General features: G+C 74.4%; 13 protein-coding genes. 4 read left to right on the top strand and 9 right to left on the bottom strand.

What is annotated here, in order from left to right; translation table 11 throughout:
- Positions 1 to 182: 182 nt before the first annotated feature.
- Together ACGF7U_RS13885 and ACGF7U_RS13880 are read left to right on the top strand one after the other, a co-directional pair.
- Positions 183 to 1,397 carry a low temperature requirement protein A gene (locus tag ACGF7U_RS13885; RefSeq protein ID WP_393106303.1) on the top strand — a complete coding sequence of 405 codons (1,215 nt, stop codon included), beginning with the start codon at positions 183 to 185 and terminating at the stop codon, positions 1,395 to 1,397.
- A gap of 238 nt (positions 1,398 to 1,635) precedes the next feature.
- Positions 1,636 to 3,243: an L-lactate permease gene (locus ACGF7U_RS13880; protein ID WP_393106301.1), complete on the top strand. Its 1,608-nt coding sequence runs from the start codon at positions 1,636 to 1,638 to the stop codon at positions 3,241 to 3,243.
- Between the two features lie 51 nt (positions 3,244 to 3,294).
- Here the strand turns inward: ACGF7U_RS13880 and ACGF7U_RS13875 are convergent, their stop codons facing one another.
- The 8 genes from ACGF7U_RS13875 to ACGF7U_RS13840 all read right to left on the bottom strand — a co-directional run bounded on the left by ACGF7U_RS13875 (position 3,295) and on the right by ACGF7U_RS13840 (position 11,628).
- Positions 3,295 to 4,704 carry an FAD-dependent oxidoreductase gene (locus ACGF7U_RS13875; protein ID WP_393106299.1) on the bottom strand — a complete coding sequence of 470 codons (1,410 nt, stop codon included), beginning with the start codon at positions 4,702 to 4,704 and terminating at the stop codon, positions 3,295 to 3,297.
- Positions 4,701 to 4,955 (bottom strand): (2Fe-2S)-binding protein, encoded by a 255-nt coding sequence (locus ACGF7U_RS13870; protein ID WP_393106297.1) that lies wholly within the window; start codon positions 4,953 to 4,955, stop codon positions 4,701 to 4,703. The genes ACGF7U_RS13875 and ACGF7U_RS13870 overlap by 4 nt, the downstream gene beginning before the upstream one ends.
- Positions 4,942 to 6,084 carry an NAD(P)/FAD-dependent oxidoreductase gene (locus ACGF7U_RS13865; RefSeq protein WP_393106295.1) on the bottom strand — a complete coding sequence of 381 codons (1,143 nt, stop codon included), beginning with the start codon at positions 6,082 to 6,084 and terminating at the stop codon, positions 4,942 to 4,944. The genes ACGF7U_RS13870 and ACGF7U_RS13865 overlap by 14 nt, the downstream gene beginning before the upstream one ends.
- The gene (locus ACGF7U_RS13860) at positions 6,081 to 7,496 is read right to left on the bottom strand and encodes an aminopeptidase P family protein (RefSeq protein ID WP_393106293.1); all 1,416 of its coding nucleotides are present in this window, start codon (positions 7,494 to 7,496) and stop codon (positions 6,081 to 6,083) included. The genes ACGF7U_RS13865 and ACGF7U_RS13860 overlap by 4 nt, the downstream gene beginning before the upstream one ends.
- Positions 7,493 to 8,902: an aldehyde dehydrogenase family protein gene (locus ACGF7U_RS13855; protein ID WP_393106291.1), complete on the bottom strand. Its 1,410-nt coding sequence runs from the start codon at positions 8,900 to 8,902 to the stop codon at positions 7,493 to 7,495. The genes ACGF7U_RS13860 and ACGF7U_RS13855 overlap by 4 nt, the downstream gene beginning before the upstream one ends.
- Positions 8,899 to 9,900: a proline racemase family protein gene (locus tag ACGF7U_RS13850; RefSeq protein WP_393106289.1), complete on the bottom strand. Its 1,002-nt coding sequence runs from the start codon at positions 9,898 to 9,900 to the stop codon at positions 8,899 to 8,901. The genes ACGF7U_RS13855 and ACGF7U_RS13850 overlap by 4 nt, the downstream gene beginning before the upstream one ends.
- The gene (locus tag ACGF7U_RS13845) at positions 9,900 to 10,763 is read right to left on the bottom strand and encodes a dihydrodipicolinate synthase family protein (protein ID WP_393106287.1); all 864 of its coding nucleotides are present in this window, start codon (positions 10,761 to 10,763) and stop codon (positions 9,900 to 9,902) included. Before ACGF7U_RS13845 ends, ACGF7U_RS13850 begins: the two co-directional genes overlap by 1 nt.
- Before the next feature lie 160 nt (positions 10,764 to 10,923).
- Complete coding sequence (locus ACGF7U_RS13840; protein WP_393106285.1) at positions 10,924 to 11,628, bottom strand: GntR family transcriptional regulator; 705 nt, start codon at positions 11,626 to 11,628, stop codon at positions 10,924 to 10,926.
- A 357-nt stretch (positions 11,629 to 11,985) separates the two neighbouring features.
- Between ACGF7U_RS13840 and ACGF7U_RS13835 the strand changes: the two genes are divergently transcribed.
- Positions 11,986 to 12,471, top strand: a complete 486-nt coding sequence (locus ACGF7U_RS13835; RefSeq protein ID WP_393106283.1) for a nucleoside deaminase — start codon at positions 11,986 to 11,988, stop codon at positions 12,469 to 12,471.
- Positions 12,472 to 12,740: 269 nt separating this feature from the next.
- Here the strand turns inward: ACGF7U_RS13835 and ACGF7U_RS13830 are convergent, their stop codons facing one another.
- Positions 12,741 to 13,106: a MerR family transcriptional regulator gene (locus ACGF7U_RS13830; protein WP_393106281.1), complete on the bottom strand. Its 366-nt coding sequence runs from the start codon at positions 13,104 to 13,106 to the stop codon at positions 12,741 to 12,743.
- Between the two features lie 52 nt (positions 13,107 to 13,158).
- Here ACGF7U_RS13830 and ACGF7U_RS13825 point away from each other — a divergent pair, with 52 nt between their 5' ends.
- Positions 13,159 to 14,064, top strand: a complete 906-nt coding sequence (locus ACGF7U_RS13825; protein ID WP_393106279.1) for a polysaccharide deacetylase family protein — start codon at positions 13,159 to 13,161, stop codon at positions 14,062 to 14,064.
- The last annotated feature ends 144 nt before the right edge of the window (positions 14,065 to 14,208 follow it).

The following is a 14,208-nucleotide window of genomic DNA, read 5'->3' as shown; positions in this document are numbered from 1 at the left end:
GGACACGTCCCGCTAACCGACCGTAGGGTTCCGAAACGCTTTCCACCGCCTGTTTCCGCCGAAGAGCGCAACTTTCGACCGTGATCCCGCCGCGGGCCGCCCCGGCGCGGAGGGCGGCCTCGTGTGGGTGGAGGTGGGCAACCTGCCGTCCGGCCGACACGTCAGCGGCCAGCATGGCAGTCATGGGGCTACGGGCAGGCCGACCGGAGCGGGACCTCCTGCGACGGCACCAGGACGTGCGGCAGGCGAACTTCCTGGAGCTGTTCGTGGACCTGGTGCTGGTGTTCGCGCTCGCCGGGGTCGTCAACCGGGTCGTGGACGACCTCTCCAGCGGTGACCCCGTCCTGCGGTGGCGGTCGCTGGCCTACCTGCTCGTGCTGACGATGCCGCTCATCTGGCTGTGGATCACCACGGCGCACATCACCAGCTGGTTCGACCCCCGCCGGCCCACGATCCAATGGATCGTCCTGGCCAGCGCCTTCGGTCTGCTCGTCATGTCCTCGTCGCTGCCGTACGCGTTCGTCGGCCGGGGATGGGCGTTCGTGGTGCCGTACCTGCTCCTGCACTGCGTCCGGCCACTCGTCCTGATCCCCACCCTGCGGGGTCACGCGCTGCGGCACCTCTACGTCCGGTCGTCGCTGTGGTGCGTGGCGGGCGGGTCCATCTGGGTCGCCGGAGCGGTGGCCAACGGCAACGCCCGGGCGGCGCTGTGGGCGACCGCGGTCACCGTGGACATCGTCGCGGCCCAGCTGCGATGGCCGGTCCCGGGGATGAGCCGGCCGCCCGTCAGCGCCTGGGCGATGGACAGCGGCCACCACCTGCCCGAGCGCTACCAACAGCTGCTGATGATCGCGCTCGGGGAGAGCGTGCTCGCCGTCGGCCTCACCTTCACCAACCGGCCCGTCACCGCGGCGACCTCGGCGGCGCTGGTCGTGGCGTACCTGTCGACGGTGCTGCTGTGGCGGATCTACTTCTACCGTTCGGGTCAGGTTCTCGCCGAGGCCGTCGTCACGGCCACCGACCGGCTCGTGGCCGGGCAGGCCACCGGCGTCGCCCACGTCGTCATGGTGGTGGGCATCGTCGGGATGGCCGCCGGTTTCGAGATCGTGCTGACCCACCCGACCGGTCGACCGGAATCGGCGTGGCTCGCCGCGATCCTCGGCGGACCCGTGCTCTTCCTCTACGGTCGCATCCGGCTCGAGCGGGTCGTGTTCGACCGGCTGTCGCGCCGGCGCCTGGTCGGGATCGCCGTGCTGGCGGCCTCCGCCGCGCCCCTCGCCTACGCCCCGGCACTGGCCGCGTCGGTCGTGGCGGCGGCCGTACTGCTCGGCATCGCCCTCGCCGACGCCCACCACGCCGCCGGCCGCCCGCCCGAGGCACCCTCGCCGGGCTTCTAGAGCCCGACCCCACCGGTCGCCGGTCGTGGGCGGCCGACCTCGAACGGGCGGGCCCGTCCACCGCTGACCGGGGCCGGCCCGTGGCTGCGCCCGGCGACCGCGACCGCCGGCTGCCGCGCGGGCCAGGCCGAGTGGCTTGCGCAAGCTGGGAGACGTGGCGCGCCGCCGCGTCCGGTGAGATGAGCCGTACGCCACGCCCGCCGTAGGACCGGGGGCGTCCGCAGCGGAGGCGGTCTCGATGTACCAGCAGCCCCTGGAACCGGTCGCCGGGTCGCTCGCGCTGAGCGCCGCCTGCGCCGCGCTGCCCCTGATCACCCTGTTCGTCCTGCTCGGGGTCGTGCGCACGCGGGCCTGGGTGGCGGCCTTCGGCGCGCTGGCCGTGGCGGTCGTGCTGGCCTGGTGGCTGTGGCGGATGCCGCTGTCGCAGACGCTGCTGGCCGCCGGGCAGGGCGCCACCTTCGCCCTCTTCCCCCTCGTCTGGACGTTCGGCACGGCGATCTGGATCTACCGGATGACCGTGCACACGGGGCACTTCGACACGCTGCGGCAGGGCTTCGCCCGGATCAGCGACGATCGCCGTGTCCAGGCCATGGTGATCGCGTTCTGCTTCGGGTCGCTGCTCGAGGCGCTGGCCGGGCAGGGCACGCCGGTGGCCGTCACGACGGTCATGCTGCTGGCGCTCGGCTTCACCCCGGTCCGGGCGGCCGCCGTGGCGCTGGTCGCCAACACGGTGCCGGCCGCCTTCGGGCCGCTCGGCCTGCCGATCACCACGCTCGCCGGCGTGACCGGGCTGCCCGCGACGGAGCTGGGCATGATGGCCGGCCGGCAGGTCCCGGTGATCGCGGTCGTCGTCCCGCTGGTCCTGCTCGTCGTCGTCGACGGCCGCCGGGGCGTACGCGAGCTGTGGCGTCCGGCGCTGGCGTGCGGCACCGCGTTCGCGGCGGCCCAGTTCGTCACCACGAACTTCCTGACGGCCGCGCTCGCCGACATCGTCGCGGCCTTCGCGGGGACGGTCGCCCTGCTGCTCGTCACGCGCCGGCCCGCGGTGCGGCGGGCGGTTCCCGTGGCGGCGGGTGGGGGCCTGCCCGAGCGCGACGCGCCGCCGCCGCGGGGCTCGCAGTGGCGGGCGTACGCGCCGTACGCGGCGATCGTGGCGGTCTTCGCCGTCTCCCAGGTGCCGGCCGTCAAGCAGCTGCTCGACGCCGGCACGCTGACGGTCTCCTGGCCCGGCCTGCACGTGCGCACCGCCTCCGGCGCCCCGTCGCCGCTGTCGACCTTCCGCTTCGCCTGGCTCGCCGCGCCCGGTTCGCTGCTGGTCGTGGCCGGCCTGATCACGATGGGGCTGCTGCGGGTGTCACCGCGCGATGCCGTGCGACTGTACGGGCGCACCCTGGCCGAGCTGCGGTGGGCCGTCCTGACGGTGGTCGGGCTGCTGGCCCTGTCGTTCACCATGAACGCCGCCGGGCAGGTCGCGACGCTGGGCGTCTGGATGGCCGGCGCGGGTGGTCTCTTCGCCGTCCTGGCGCCCGTCCTCGGCTGGCTGGGGGTCGCCCTGACCGGCTCGGACACCTCGTCGAACTCGCTGTTCGGCGCGCTGCAGGTGGCCGCGGCGCAGCGGGCCGGCCTCGATCCGGTCCTGCTCGCGGCGGCCAACGCCTCCGGCGGCACGCTCGGCAAGATGATCAGCCTGCAGAACCTCACGATCGCCGCGGCCGCCGTCGGGCTCAGCGGACGGGAGGGCGACCTGTTCCGGCGCATGTTCGGCTGGAGCGTGCTGCTGCTCGCCCTGATGTGTCTACTGGTCGGGTTGCAGGCGACGCCCCTGCTGTCCTGGATGGTGCCCTAGTTCGGGCGCGGCCCGCTCGGCACGACCGGACAGCTCGCCCGAGGAGACCCGTCACGAGCTGCCCACGTCACCCGTCGGATCCCCGGCCGCCAGCTCGCCGAGCGTGATCGGCTGCGCCAGCGGGCGCGACGCGTGCCCGGCCAGGTCCGCCACGTCGGGCCGCCGCGTCGCCTCCCGCGCGGTCAGGCAGGCGGTGGCGTAGCCGCAGATCCTGCCCTGGCACCAGCCCATGCCGGCCCGGGTCAGCAGCTTCGCGCCCCGGGCGTCCCCGGCGGCCAACTCCCGCACCGCCCGCCGTACCGTCCCGACCGGCACCTCCTCACAGCGGCAGAGCAGCGTGTCGTCGTGGCACAGGTCCGGCCAGGAGGGCGGCACGGGATGCACCGCGTGCAGCGCCGCGGCGAACCGGCGTAGCCGGCGCCGGGTGCGCAGCAGCCGGTCCTGCCGCCTGGCGGACCAGGGCAGGGGACGGCCCAGGGAAACGGCGACGGCGCCGCCGGCGAGCTGCCCCTCGGCGAGGGCCAGCCCGGCCCCGCCGACCCCGGTGACCTCCCCGGCGGCGTACACCCCCGGCACCGAGGTCGCCTGGTCCGACCCGACGTCCAGCACCAGGCTGCCGTCCCGGTCCATCCGGGTGGCGCAGCCGAGCGCCGTCGCCAGCTCCAGCTGTGGGGTGAACCCGAAACCGACCGCGAGACCGTCGCACTCCACAGCGGTCTCGCTGCCCGGCACGACGGCGCCGCGCGGGCCGACCGCGGCGACCGTCACCCCGGTCAACCGGTCGGTGCCGTGCGCCGCGACCACCGTCGTCCGCCGGTGGTAGGGCACCCGGTGCCGCAGCATCCGCCACCCGTACCGCCCGGCTTCGGCGAGCTTGCCGGCCGCGCCGAGGACCGGGCGGACCTGCCGCACGTACCCGAGCGGGTCGTTGGCCTCGTACACGCCGACCACCGTGCCGCCCGCCTCGGCGAGGCCGGTCGCGACCGGCAGCAGGAACGGGCCGGTGCCCGCCACCACGACCCTCCGCGCGAAGACCACGCCCTGCCCCTTGAGCAGGGCCTGAGCGCCGCCGGCGGTGACCACGCCGGGCAGGTCCCAGCCGGGGAACGGCACCACCCGGTCGTGGGCGCCGGTGGCGATGACGAGCCGCCGGCCGTGCACGACCCCCGCCCGGGTGTGGACGGCGAACCACGGGCCGGTGGGGTCGGGGCGGGACTCGACGAACCAGACGGCGGCGTCCGTGCGGTGGTCGACCCGGCGCAGCCGGGCCCGTAGCCCGGTGAACGTCGACCAGTCGTGGTGCCCCCGGCCGTCCGCGCCGGAGCGGTGGCGCCAGTACTGTCCGCCCGGACGCGGCCCGGCGTCCAGCACGGCCACCCGGCAACCGGCGTCGGCGGCGCTGACCGCCGCCGCCAACCCGGCGGGGCCGGCGCCGACCACCAGCACGTCGTACGCGGTCATGCCCGCTCCCGCAGCTCGTCCTGGGGCTCGACCGCGTCGCCGGGCCGGGCGGTCACCAGGCAGGCCCGCTGGGACGGTACGCCGTTGACGCGGACCAGGCAGTCGAAGCAGACGCCTATCCCGCAGAACACTCCCCGCGGCCGGCCCCCGACACGGGTGTGCCGCCACGAGCGGATGCCGGCGGCGAGCAGGGCGGCGGCGATCGTCTGCTCCCCGTCGGTGGGGATCGGGCGGCCGTCAAAGGTGAACATCGTGACGCTCCGGTGCGAAGGGTCGTAGGTCTGTGCGCGGCGGCCGGCCGGTCAGCAGGGCCGCGACGGCCTCGCCGGTCGCCGGGGCGAGACCGATCCCCGCCCCCTCGTGACCGGCGGCGTGGTGCAGGCCCGGCACCCGGGGGTCGGCGCCGATCGTCGGCAGGTGGTCCGGGCTGTACGGCCGGAAGCCCCGGTAGGCGCGGATCGCCGACACGGCGCCGAGGACCGGGAACAGCCGCACCGCCCCCGCCGCGAGCCCGCGCAGCGCCGGCAGCGAGAAGGCCGGATCGAATCCCACCCGTTCCCGGGTGGACCCGATCAGGACCGTGCCCGCCCGCGTCCCCTCGACCACCGGGGACACCTGCAGGTCGCTGGAGCTGCGCCCGACGTTGGCGACGTAGTCGGCGGCGTACACCTTGTGCCGGATGAGCGCGGGCAGCGGCTCGGTGACCAGGACGAAGCCGCGCCGGGGCAGGATCGGCAGGTGCACGCCGGCCAGGGCGGCGACCTCCGCGGCCCAGACCCCGGCGGCGTTGACCACCGCCCTCGTGGGCAGCAGCCCCCGGTCGGTCTGCACGCCCCGGATCGCTCCGGCGGCGTCCCGGGGCAGGCCGACCACCCTGGTGCCGGTCAGCACCGTCACCTTGGCCGCGCGGAGCAGGTGGGCGGCGGCGAGCATCGGCTGCACCTGCATGTCCTGCGGGTAGTGCACGCCGCCGGCCAGGTCCGTCGCCAGGTGCGGCTCGTGGTCGGACAACTCGTCGGCGGCCACCTCGTACGCCTCGACCCCGGCGGCGCGCTGGCCGGCGGCGAAGGCACGCAGCGCGGCGTCCTCCGCCGGCGAGGCCGCCACCACCAGGCCGCCCTTGTGCTCCAGCTCGAAGCGGGCCCCGCCCACGGCGTTGCCGAGTTCCCGCCACAGCTCCGCGGAACGACGCGCGAGGTCCAGCTCCGGGCCGGGTGGCTTGTCGGAGACCAGGATGTTGCCCTCACCGGCGCCGGTGGTGCCGGAGGCCACCCCGCCACGGTCGACCACGGTGACCGTCAGCCCCGCCCGGGCGGCGTAGTACGCGCAGGCGGCGCCGGTCATCCCGGCTCCGACGACGACGACGTCCGCAGCGGTCACGAACCGACCTGGTGCATCCACGCCTCGACGTCGTCCGCCCGCCTCGGCAGGCCGTCGGAGAGCAGCCGGTACCCGTCGTCGGTGATCAGGACGTCCTCCTCGATGCGCAGGCCCAGCCCGCGCAACTCGGCGGGGATCAGCTCGTCGTCGGGCTGGAAGTACAGCCCCGGCTCGACCGTGAGCACGTGCCCGGCCTCGAGCCGCCCGTCCAGATAGCTGCCGGCCCGGGCGGCGGCGCAGTCGTGCACGTCCAGACCGAGCATGTGACCCGAGCCGCACAGGGTCCACCGGCGGTACAGGCCGGAGTCCTCCGCCAGGGCCTGCTCCGCCGAACAGGGCAGCACCCCGAGGTCCGCGAGCCCGTACGCCAGCACCGTCATCGCGGCCCGGTGGAACGCCCGGAACTCGGCGCCGGGCTTCAGGCACTCCAGGGCGGCGTCGTTGGCCTGCCGGCACAGCTCGTACAGGTCACGCTGCAACGGGCTGAACCGGCCGGACACCGGAAAGACCCGGGTGATGTCCGCGGTGTACAGCGACCGGGTCTCCGCGCCCGCGTCGAGCAGCAACAGGTCGCCGTCGCGGACCGGCCCGTCGTTGTCGATCCAGTGCAGCGTGGCCGCGTGCGCGCCGGCGGCCACGATCGAGTGGTAGCCGACGTCGTTGCCCTCCAGGCGGGCGCGCTGCCAGAACACCCCCTCCAGGTACCGCTCGGAGGTGCGCTTCGCCATCGGCAGGGCCCGGACCACGTCCTCGAACCCGCGGGTGGTGATCGCCACGGCCTGCTCGAGCTGGTCGATCTCCCAGGCGTCCTTGACCAGCCGCAGCTCGGCCAGCACGGCGGCGAACTCCGCGTCGCCCGGCCCGGCCGCGTCGGCGAGCAGCGCGTCCACCCGCCCGTCGACGCCGCGCAGCACCCGGGTCGGGACGCGCGGCCCGGACAGCGCCGCCTCCAACTCGGCCACGTGCCGGGTCGGCACCGCCAGGCGCCGGCTGCTCTCCCCGAGGGTGGGACGGCGGCCGGCCCACAACTCGCCGTACACCCGGTCCCGGAAGAACTCTCCGCCGCGCCGGTCCGAGCGGGGCCGCAGGAACAGAGTCGCCTCGCCGTCGGGTTCGACCACCAGGACCCCGTCGGAGGACTGGTCGCCGGTGAGCCAGGCGTACGCCGAGTGCGGCCGGAAGCGGTAATTCTGGTCGTTGGACCGCTGCTTGTACCCGCCGGCGGGGACGACGAGCCGTTCGCCGGCGAACCGGGCGTGCAGTCGCGCCCGCCGCGCCCCGGCCCAGCCGGCGACGTCGTCGACGGGCAGGTCGTGCTGCTCGCTGTCGGCCCAGCCGGAGAGCATGAACTCCTCCAGGGCGGGGCTGACCGGCAGGTCGTGGCTGCCGGTGTGCAGGTCGGTGCGGTTCACGCGGACTCCTCGGCGGGGACGGGCGGGGGTGGGGGAGCGGCGAGGGTGACGGTGCGCGTCGAGGTGTAGAAGTCGAGCGCGGCTGTCCCCTGCTCGCGCGGACCGTGGCTGGAGGCCTTCTCACCGCCGAACGGCGCGTGGAAGTCCACCCCGGTGGTCGGCGCGTTGACGCGGATCAGGCCGCTGTCGACGCCGCGTGCCACCTCGAGCAGCAGGCCGATGTCGCGGCCGTGCACGGAGGTCACCAGCCCGTACCGCACGTCGTTGACGAGCGCGACGGCGGCGGCCGGGGTCGGCACGGCGAAGATGGTGGCCAGCGGCCCGAACGTCTCCTCCCGGGCCACGGGGTGGTTCGGGTCGAGGCGGTCGAGCAGCACCGGCGCGACGAAGAGGCCGGTGTCGCCGCCGGGTGTGAGGACCCGTCCGCCGCCGGCCCGGGCGGCCTCGACGGCGTCGCGGACCCGGTCGCGCGCGACCGGGGTGATGACGGGGCCGACGGTGACGTCGGCCCGTGCCGGGTCACCGCACGGCAGTGCCGCCACCGCGGCCACCAGCGCCTCGGTGAGCGGCGCGGGGTCCCCGACCACGACGATCCGCCTGGTCGCGGTGCACTTCTGGCCGGCGTACCCCATCGCGGCGGCGGCGAGCATCGCGGCGGTCGCGGCGAGGTCGGCGTCGGGCAGCACCACGGCGGCGTTCTGCCCGCCCATCTCCGCCTGGACGGGCACGCCGGCGCGGGCGGCGGCGACGGCCACCTCGGCGCCCACCGCCGCCGACCCGGTGAACGAGACGACGTCGGCCGCGTCGATGACGGCCTGACCGGTCTCCGCGCCGCCGGGTAGGACCTGCAGCAGCCCGTCGGGAAGCAGCCCGTCGAACAGGCGCCCCACCGCCTCCGCGCAGGCCAGTGCCTCGGGGGAGGGCTTGAGGAGCACCGCGTTGCCGGTGGCCAGGGCGGGGGCGGCCTTCCACAGCGGGATCGCCACCGGGAAGTTCCAGGGGGTGACCAGCCCGGCGACGCCGCGGGGTCGCCGTTCGGTGTACAGCAGGCCGGGCTGCTCCGCCGGGAGGGACGGCGGCAGCAGGTCTCCGGTGGCGGCGAAGCAGGACTGCGCGTAGTAGTCGAGGATCGCGGCGGCCCGGCCGACCTCGGCGCGGGCCTCGGCCACGGGCTTGCCCACCTCGCGGACGATCAGGGCGGCGGTCGCGTCGGCGCGGGCGCGCATCCGCTCCGCCGCCACGCGCAGGGCGGCGGCGCGGCCGGCCGGTCCCTCCCGTCGCCATGCGGCCTGCGCCACGCGGGCCCGGGCGGCCAGGTCCGCCACGCGGTGCGGGGGGACCGGGGCGTGTTCCGCGACGACGTCGTCCGGGTTCTGGGGGGAACGGCTCTGGATCAGTTCACTCACAACAGGAATCCCGCCGGGAAGGGGTCGTCAGGGTCGAGGAAGTGCTGTGCGGTGCCGGTGAGCCACGCCCGGCCTGTGATGGTCGGTACCACCGCGGGTCGGCCCGCCACGGTGGCCGTGTCGACCAGCCGACCGGTGAACCGGGTGCCGAGCAGCGACTCGTTGACGAAGTCCTGGTCCAGGGGGAGAAGCCCTCGGGCGTGCAGTTGGGCCATCCTCGCCGAGGTGCCGGTCCCGCAGGGGGAGCGGTCGAACCAGCCCGGGTGGATCACCATGGCGTGCCGGGACAGGCGGGCGGTCGACCCCTCGGCGACCAGGTGCACGTGACGGCAGCCGGAGATCTCCGGCTGCTCCGGGTGTACCGGGGCCTTCTCGTCGTTGATCGCCGCCATGATGGCCAGGCCGACGTCCAACAGCCGCTGCCTGTCGGCCCGGTCGAGGCGCAACCCCAGCCGGGGGAGGTCCACGATGGCGTAGAAGTTGCCACCGTAGGCGAGGTCGTAGCGGACCTGCCCGTAGCCGGGTATCTCGACGGTGGCGTCCAGTTCCGCCACGAAGGACGGGACGTTGCGGATGGTGACGCCGGTGGCGCGGCCGTCGGTGACGGCCACCGACGCCACCACCAGTCCGGCCGGGGTGTCCAGGCGGACGGTGGTCACCGGCTCGGTGACGGCCACCATGCCGGTCTCGACCAGCACGGTGGCCACGCCGATGGTGCCGTGCCCGCACATCGGCAGGCAGCCGGACACCTCGATGTAGACCACGCCGACGTCGGCGTCCGGCCGGGTCGGCGGCTGCAGGATCGCTCCGGACATCGCCGAGTGGCCCCGGGGTTCGTACATCAGGAAGGTCCGCAGGTCGTCGAGGTGGGTCATCAGGTGTTCCCGGCGCTGCGCCATGGTGGCGCCGGGGAGCACCGGGACGCCGCCGGTCACCACGCGGGTGGGCATCCCCTCGGTGTGCGAGTCGACCACGTGGATGACGCGGTTGCTGCGCATCAGCGGTGCCCCGCCGCGATCAGCTTCTCGGTGGTCGCGCGGATGTCCTCGGCGTCCGCCGGTGCGAGCGGCTGGCGGGGCTGGCGGGTGGGTCCGCCGGTCCGGCCGGCCACGTCCATGGAGAGCTTGATCGCCTGGACGAACTCGGTGCGGGAGTCCCAGCGCAGCAGCGGGTGCAGGGCCCGGTAGAGCGGCGTCGCGGCGGCCAGGTCCCCGGAGACGGCGGCCCGGTAGAGGCGCACGCAGCTGGCCGGGAGGGCGTTCTGGTAGCCGCCGATCCAGCCGACCGCGCCCGCGACCAGCAGCTCGAGCGCCACGTCGTCCGCGCCGGCCAGGACGTCGAGCCCGGGTGCGAGTTCCGCGATCGTGTACGCGCGGCGGACGTCGCCGCTGAACTCCTTGACCGCGACGATCAGGCCCTCGTCGTGCAGGCGGCGCAGCAGGGTCGGCGTGAGGTCCACCCGGGTGTCGAGCGGGTTGTTGTAGGCGACGATCGGCAGGCCGGCCCTGGCCGCCTTGCGGTAGTGCGCCAGCACGGCGGCGTCGTCCGCGCGGTAGGCCGTGGGCGGCAGCAGCATGACCGCCGGGCAGCCCGCCTCACCGGCCTGCTCCGCCCAGCGTCGCGCTTCGTCGGCGCCGTAGGCGGACACGCCGGGAATCACCGCGAACCCGGGCGGTGCGGCCCGTACCGCCGTGCGCACCACGGCCGCGCGTTCGTCGGCGCTGAGCACCTGGTACTCCCCCAGGGAGCCGTTGGGGACGACACCGTGGCAGCCGTTGTCGGCGAGCCACCGGACGTGGGCGGCGTAGGTGTCGTGGTCGATGCTCAGGTCGGTGCGGTGGAACGGCAAGGCGGTCGCCACCAGGACGCCTCGCCAGGGCATGTGCGCCATGCATCCTCCAGTAATATGTTACATGGCACCGTAGCAGGGTCGGCGGCGCCGTCAAGAGCCCCGATCGTGCCCATGCGGGGGCGACCGGCGGGCCGGCCGCCGCACGAGTCGCGACTGCCTCCCGCGCGCCCTACTGCTCCGGGCGGGCGGCCCAGATGCCCCGGACGTGCCGCAGGTGACGCCGCATCAGGTCGACCACCGCCTCCCGGTCACCCGCCGCGAGCAGCTTCACCAGCTCGACGTGCTCGTTCGCCGACGCCACCAACTGCCCGCTCTCGACCAGCGCGTCGAGCCCGTACAGGCGGGTGCGGCTACGCAGGTCGGCCACGGTCTCCACCAGTCGCAGGTTCCCGCCCGCGCGCAGCACGGTCAGGTGGAACTCGTGGTCCGCCTCGACGTACGTCACGACGTCGCCCCGACCCGCCGCCGCGACGATCGCCTCCGCCAGGGCTGACAGCTCGCGCAGTTGCCCGGTGGACAGCCGGCCGACCTGGTCGGCGACCACCGGAATCTCCAACAGCTCCCGGATCTCCGTGATCTCGTCGAGTTCCCGTTCCGAGAGGGACCTGATGCGGAAGCCCTTGTTCTTGACGATCGTGACCAGGCCCTCCTTGGCGAGGTCGAGGATCGCCTCCCGCACCGGGGTCGGGGAGACCCCGAACTGGGTCGCCAGCGTCGGGGCCGAGTAGGTCTTCTCGGGCCTGAGCTGACCGGCCACGATCGCCGCACGCAGCGCCTGCGCCACCTCCTCGCGGAGGCTCTGCCGGTTCCGCAGCGCCGTCAGCGCCGGCCCTCCGGTGGGGCGAACGCCGCCCGCCTGCCAGTCGGCTGCCACAACCACCCCACCCTGGCTCGTCAGCCAGCGCCTCACCCCTCGGACCGTCGTCCCGCGCCACCGTACGCCCGGCCGACGCCGCCGCCCGGCTTCAGGTGCCCGAAGCGGTGCGGCGCCGTCCCGTCCCGGTGTCACCGCCATCCGCACGCCGATGCCGGAGCTTACCCGGTGGCGCCGGTCGCGCCGGCCTCGTCCGCCCCGCCGGGCGTCTTTCGCGGCTTCGAGGGCCCGTCACGGAAGTGCGTCTTCCCGCGCCCGACGAATGTGACCGCCTCCGGTTTCTCCGGCGGCGGGGATGCCCGGTCGGGGGTGCGGAGAGCAGCGGCTGGAGACCGTCAGCGGTGATAGGCTCCCGCGGTGCCGATCACGGAGACCGACATCCGCCACCTGCGGCGCTGTGTCGAACTCGCGGCCGAGGCCCTGGCCGACGGCGACGAGCCCTTCGGGTCCGTCCTGGTCGACGGCGCCGGTGCCGTGTTGTTCGAGGACCGCAACCGGGTGAAGGGCGGCGACCAGACCCGCCATCCGGAGTTCGAGATCGCCCGCTGGTCCGCGGCGAACATGAGCCCGGCCGAACGCGCGGCGGCGACCGTGTACACCTCCGGCGAGCACTGTCCGATGTGTGCGGCGGCGCACGGCTGGGTCGGGCTCGGCCGCATCGTCTACGCCGCGTCGTCCGCGCAGTTGCGGGGTTGGCTGCGGGAGTGGGATGTGCCGGCCGCGCCGGTGGCGGCACTGCCGATCACCGACGTCGTGCCGGGGGTCCGCGTCGACGGGCCGGTCGACGAGTTGGCGGCCGAGGTCGAGTCGCTCCACCGGCGGCGTTTCGCCCGGACGCGGTGATCGCGCACGCGGTGATGCCGTCAGCAGCGGGGACGGCCCGACCGGGATCGGCGTGGCGGAGGCACGCTCCCGCGTCGGGGTGAGCCTGTTATGCCGGGTTGCCGCGTACGTGCCCGTCGTGTCGGACGTCGCCCCGGTCGCCCGGTCGACACCGCACCGAGTCGCCGCGTCCGCGGCGGCCGGCATCGACGTGGTACGGGTCGGCGGTGCGGGCCTCCTGTCGGATGGCCGGGGCCCGCACCGCCGGCCCGCGCGCCGGACGCAGCCGCCTACCGCTGGGCCCGCGACGCCGTGCTGATCACGTCGTCCAGCACGTCGCGGGAACTGGTCAGCTCGGTGATCATCCGATCGATGCGGGCGCGTTCCGCGCTCAGCTCGGCGACCAACTGGGGCGTGGCGATCTCCGAGGGGCCGCCGTCGGCGTCGCGTATGCACGGGAGCAACCGCGCGATCCGCTTGCTGTGCAGCCCCGCGGCGAACAACTCCTGGATGCGGATGACCCGGTCGACCGCCCACTCCGGATAGTCGCGCTGACCGCCGGGCGTGCGGTTGGCCGTCAGCAGGCCCTGCTGCTCGTAGTAGCGCAGCGATCGCTCGCTCACCCCGGTGCGCCGCGCGAGCTCACCGATCCGCATCGCATCCTCCGGACTTGAACCTGACACCGATGTTAGCTCCTACCTTGTCGGCATGACGGACACGAGCATGACCGACACAGCGGAAAACCGGCTCTTCGACTACAGCCCGATCACCGACCGCCCACCGATCAGCTGGCCCGGTGGCGCCAGGGTCGCCGCCTACATCGGGCTGAATGTCGAGCACTTCCTGCTCGACCGACCCTCCACCAGCATCTGGCCCGGAACGGCGGACCTGGTCCCCGACGCGCTGAACTACGGCTGGCGGGACTACGGCTCCCGCGTCGGCATCTGGCGCGCCGTCGACAGCCTCGACCGGCACGGTATCCGGGCGAGTGTGCTGCTGAACTCCGCCGTCGCCCACCACCACCCCCAGATCATCGAGGCCGGCCTGAGCCGGGACTGGGCCTGGCTCGCGCACGGGCGGACCAACTCGATCCTGCATGCTGGCATGTCGCTCGACGAGGAGCGCCGGTTCCTCACCGATGTCGTCGACACGATCGGCGCCGCCACCGGCCGGCGGCCGCGGGGCTGGATGGGTCCGGGGCTGACCGAGACGTTCCACACGCCGACGTTGCTCGCCGAGCTGGGGCTGAGCTACCTGCTGGACTGGACCAACGACGACCAGCCCTACCGGCTGAACGTGCCGGGCATGGTCAGCGTCCCGTACTCGGTCGAACTCAACGACCTCCTGCTGTTCGGCAGGGGCGTCACCGGGCCCGAGTTCGTCCAGATCGTCAAGGACCAGTACGAGCAGTTGCACGCGGACTCCGAGCACAGCGGCCGGGTCATGGCGCTGGCCCTGCACCCGTTCGTCATCGGTCAGCCGTTCCGCGCCAAGTACCTGGACCAGGCGTTGGCGTACCTCGCGGCGCAGCCCGACATCTGGTTGACGACCAGCGACGAGATCGCCGCGCACTACCAGCGCACCGTCGTCGCACCCGGCCGGCCTCCGGCGTAGCGCCCGGTCCGCCTGTCCGGCACCCGGTAGGGAGGTCTCCCCGCCGGCGGGGGGGGTGTCCCTATGGGTTTGGTCAAGCGGGGACGGGGCTGGTGGGGCGTGGTTGGTAGGGGATCTTGTCGCGGAGCATGGCGTAGAGGACGT

The sequence above is a fragment of the Micromonospora sp. NPDC047670 genome (assembly GCF_043204915.1).
In the GTDB taxonomy this organism is placed as follows: Bacteria; Actinomycetota; Actinomycetes; order Mycobacteriales; family Micromonosporaceae; genus Micromonospora.
This window is presented reverse-complemented; position numbering and strand designations above follow the sequence as displayed.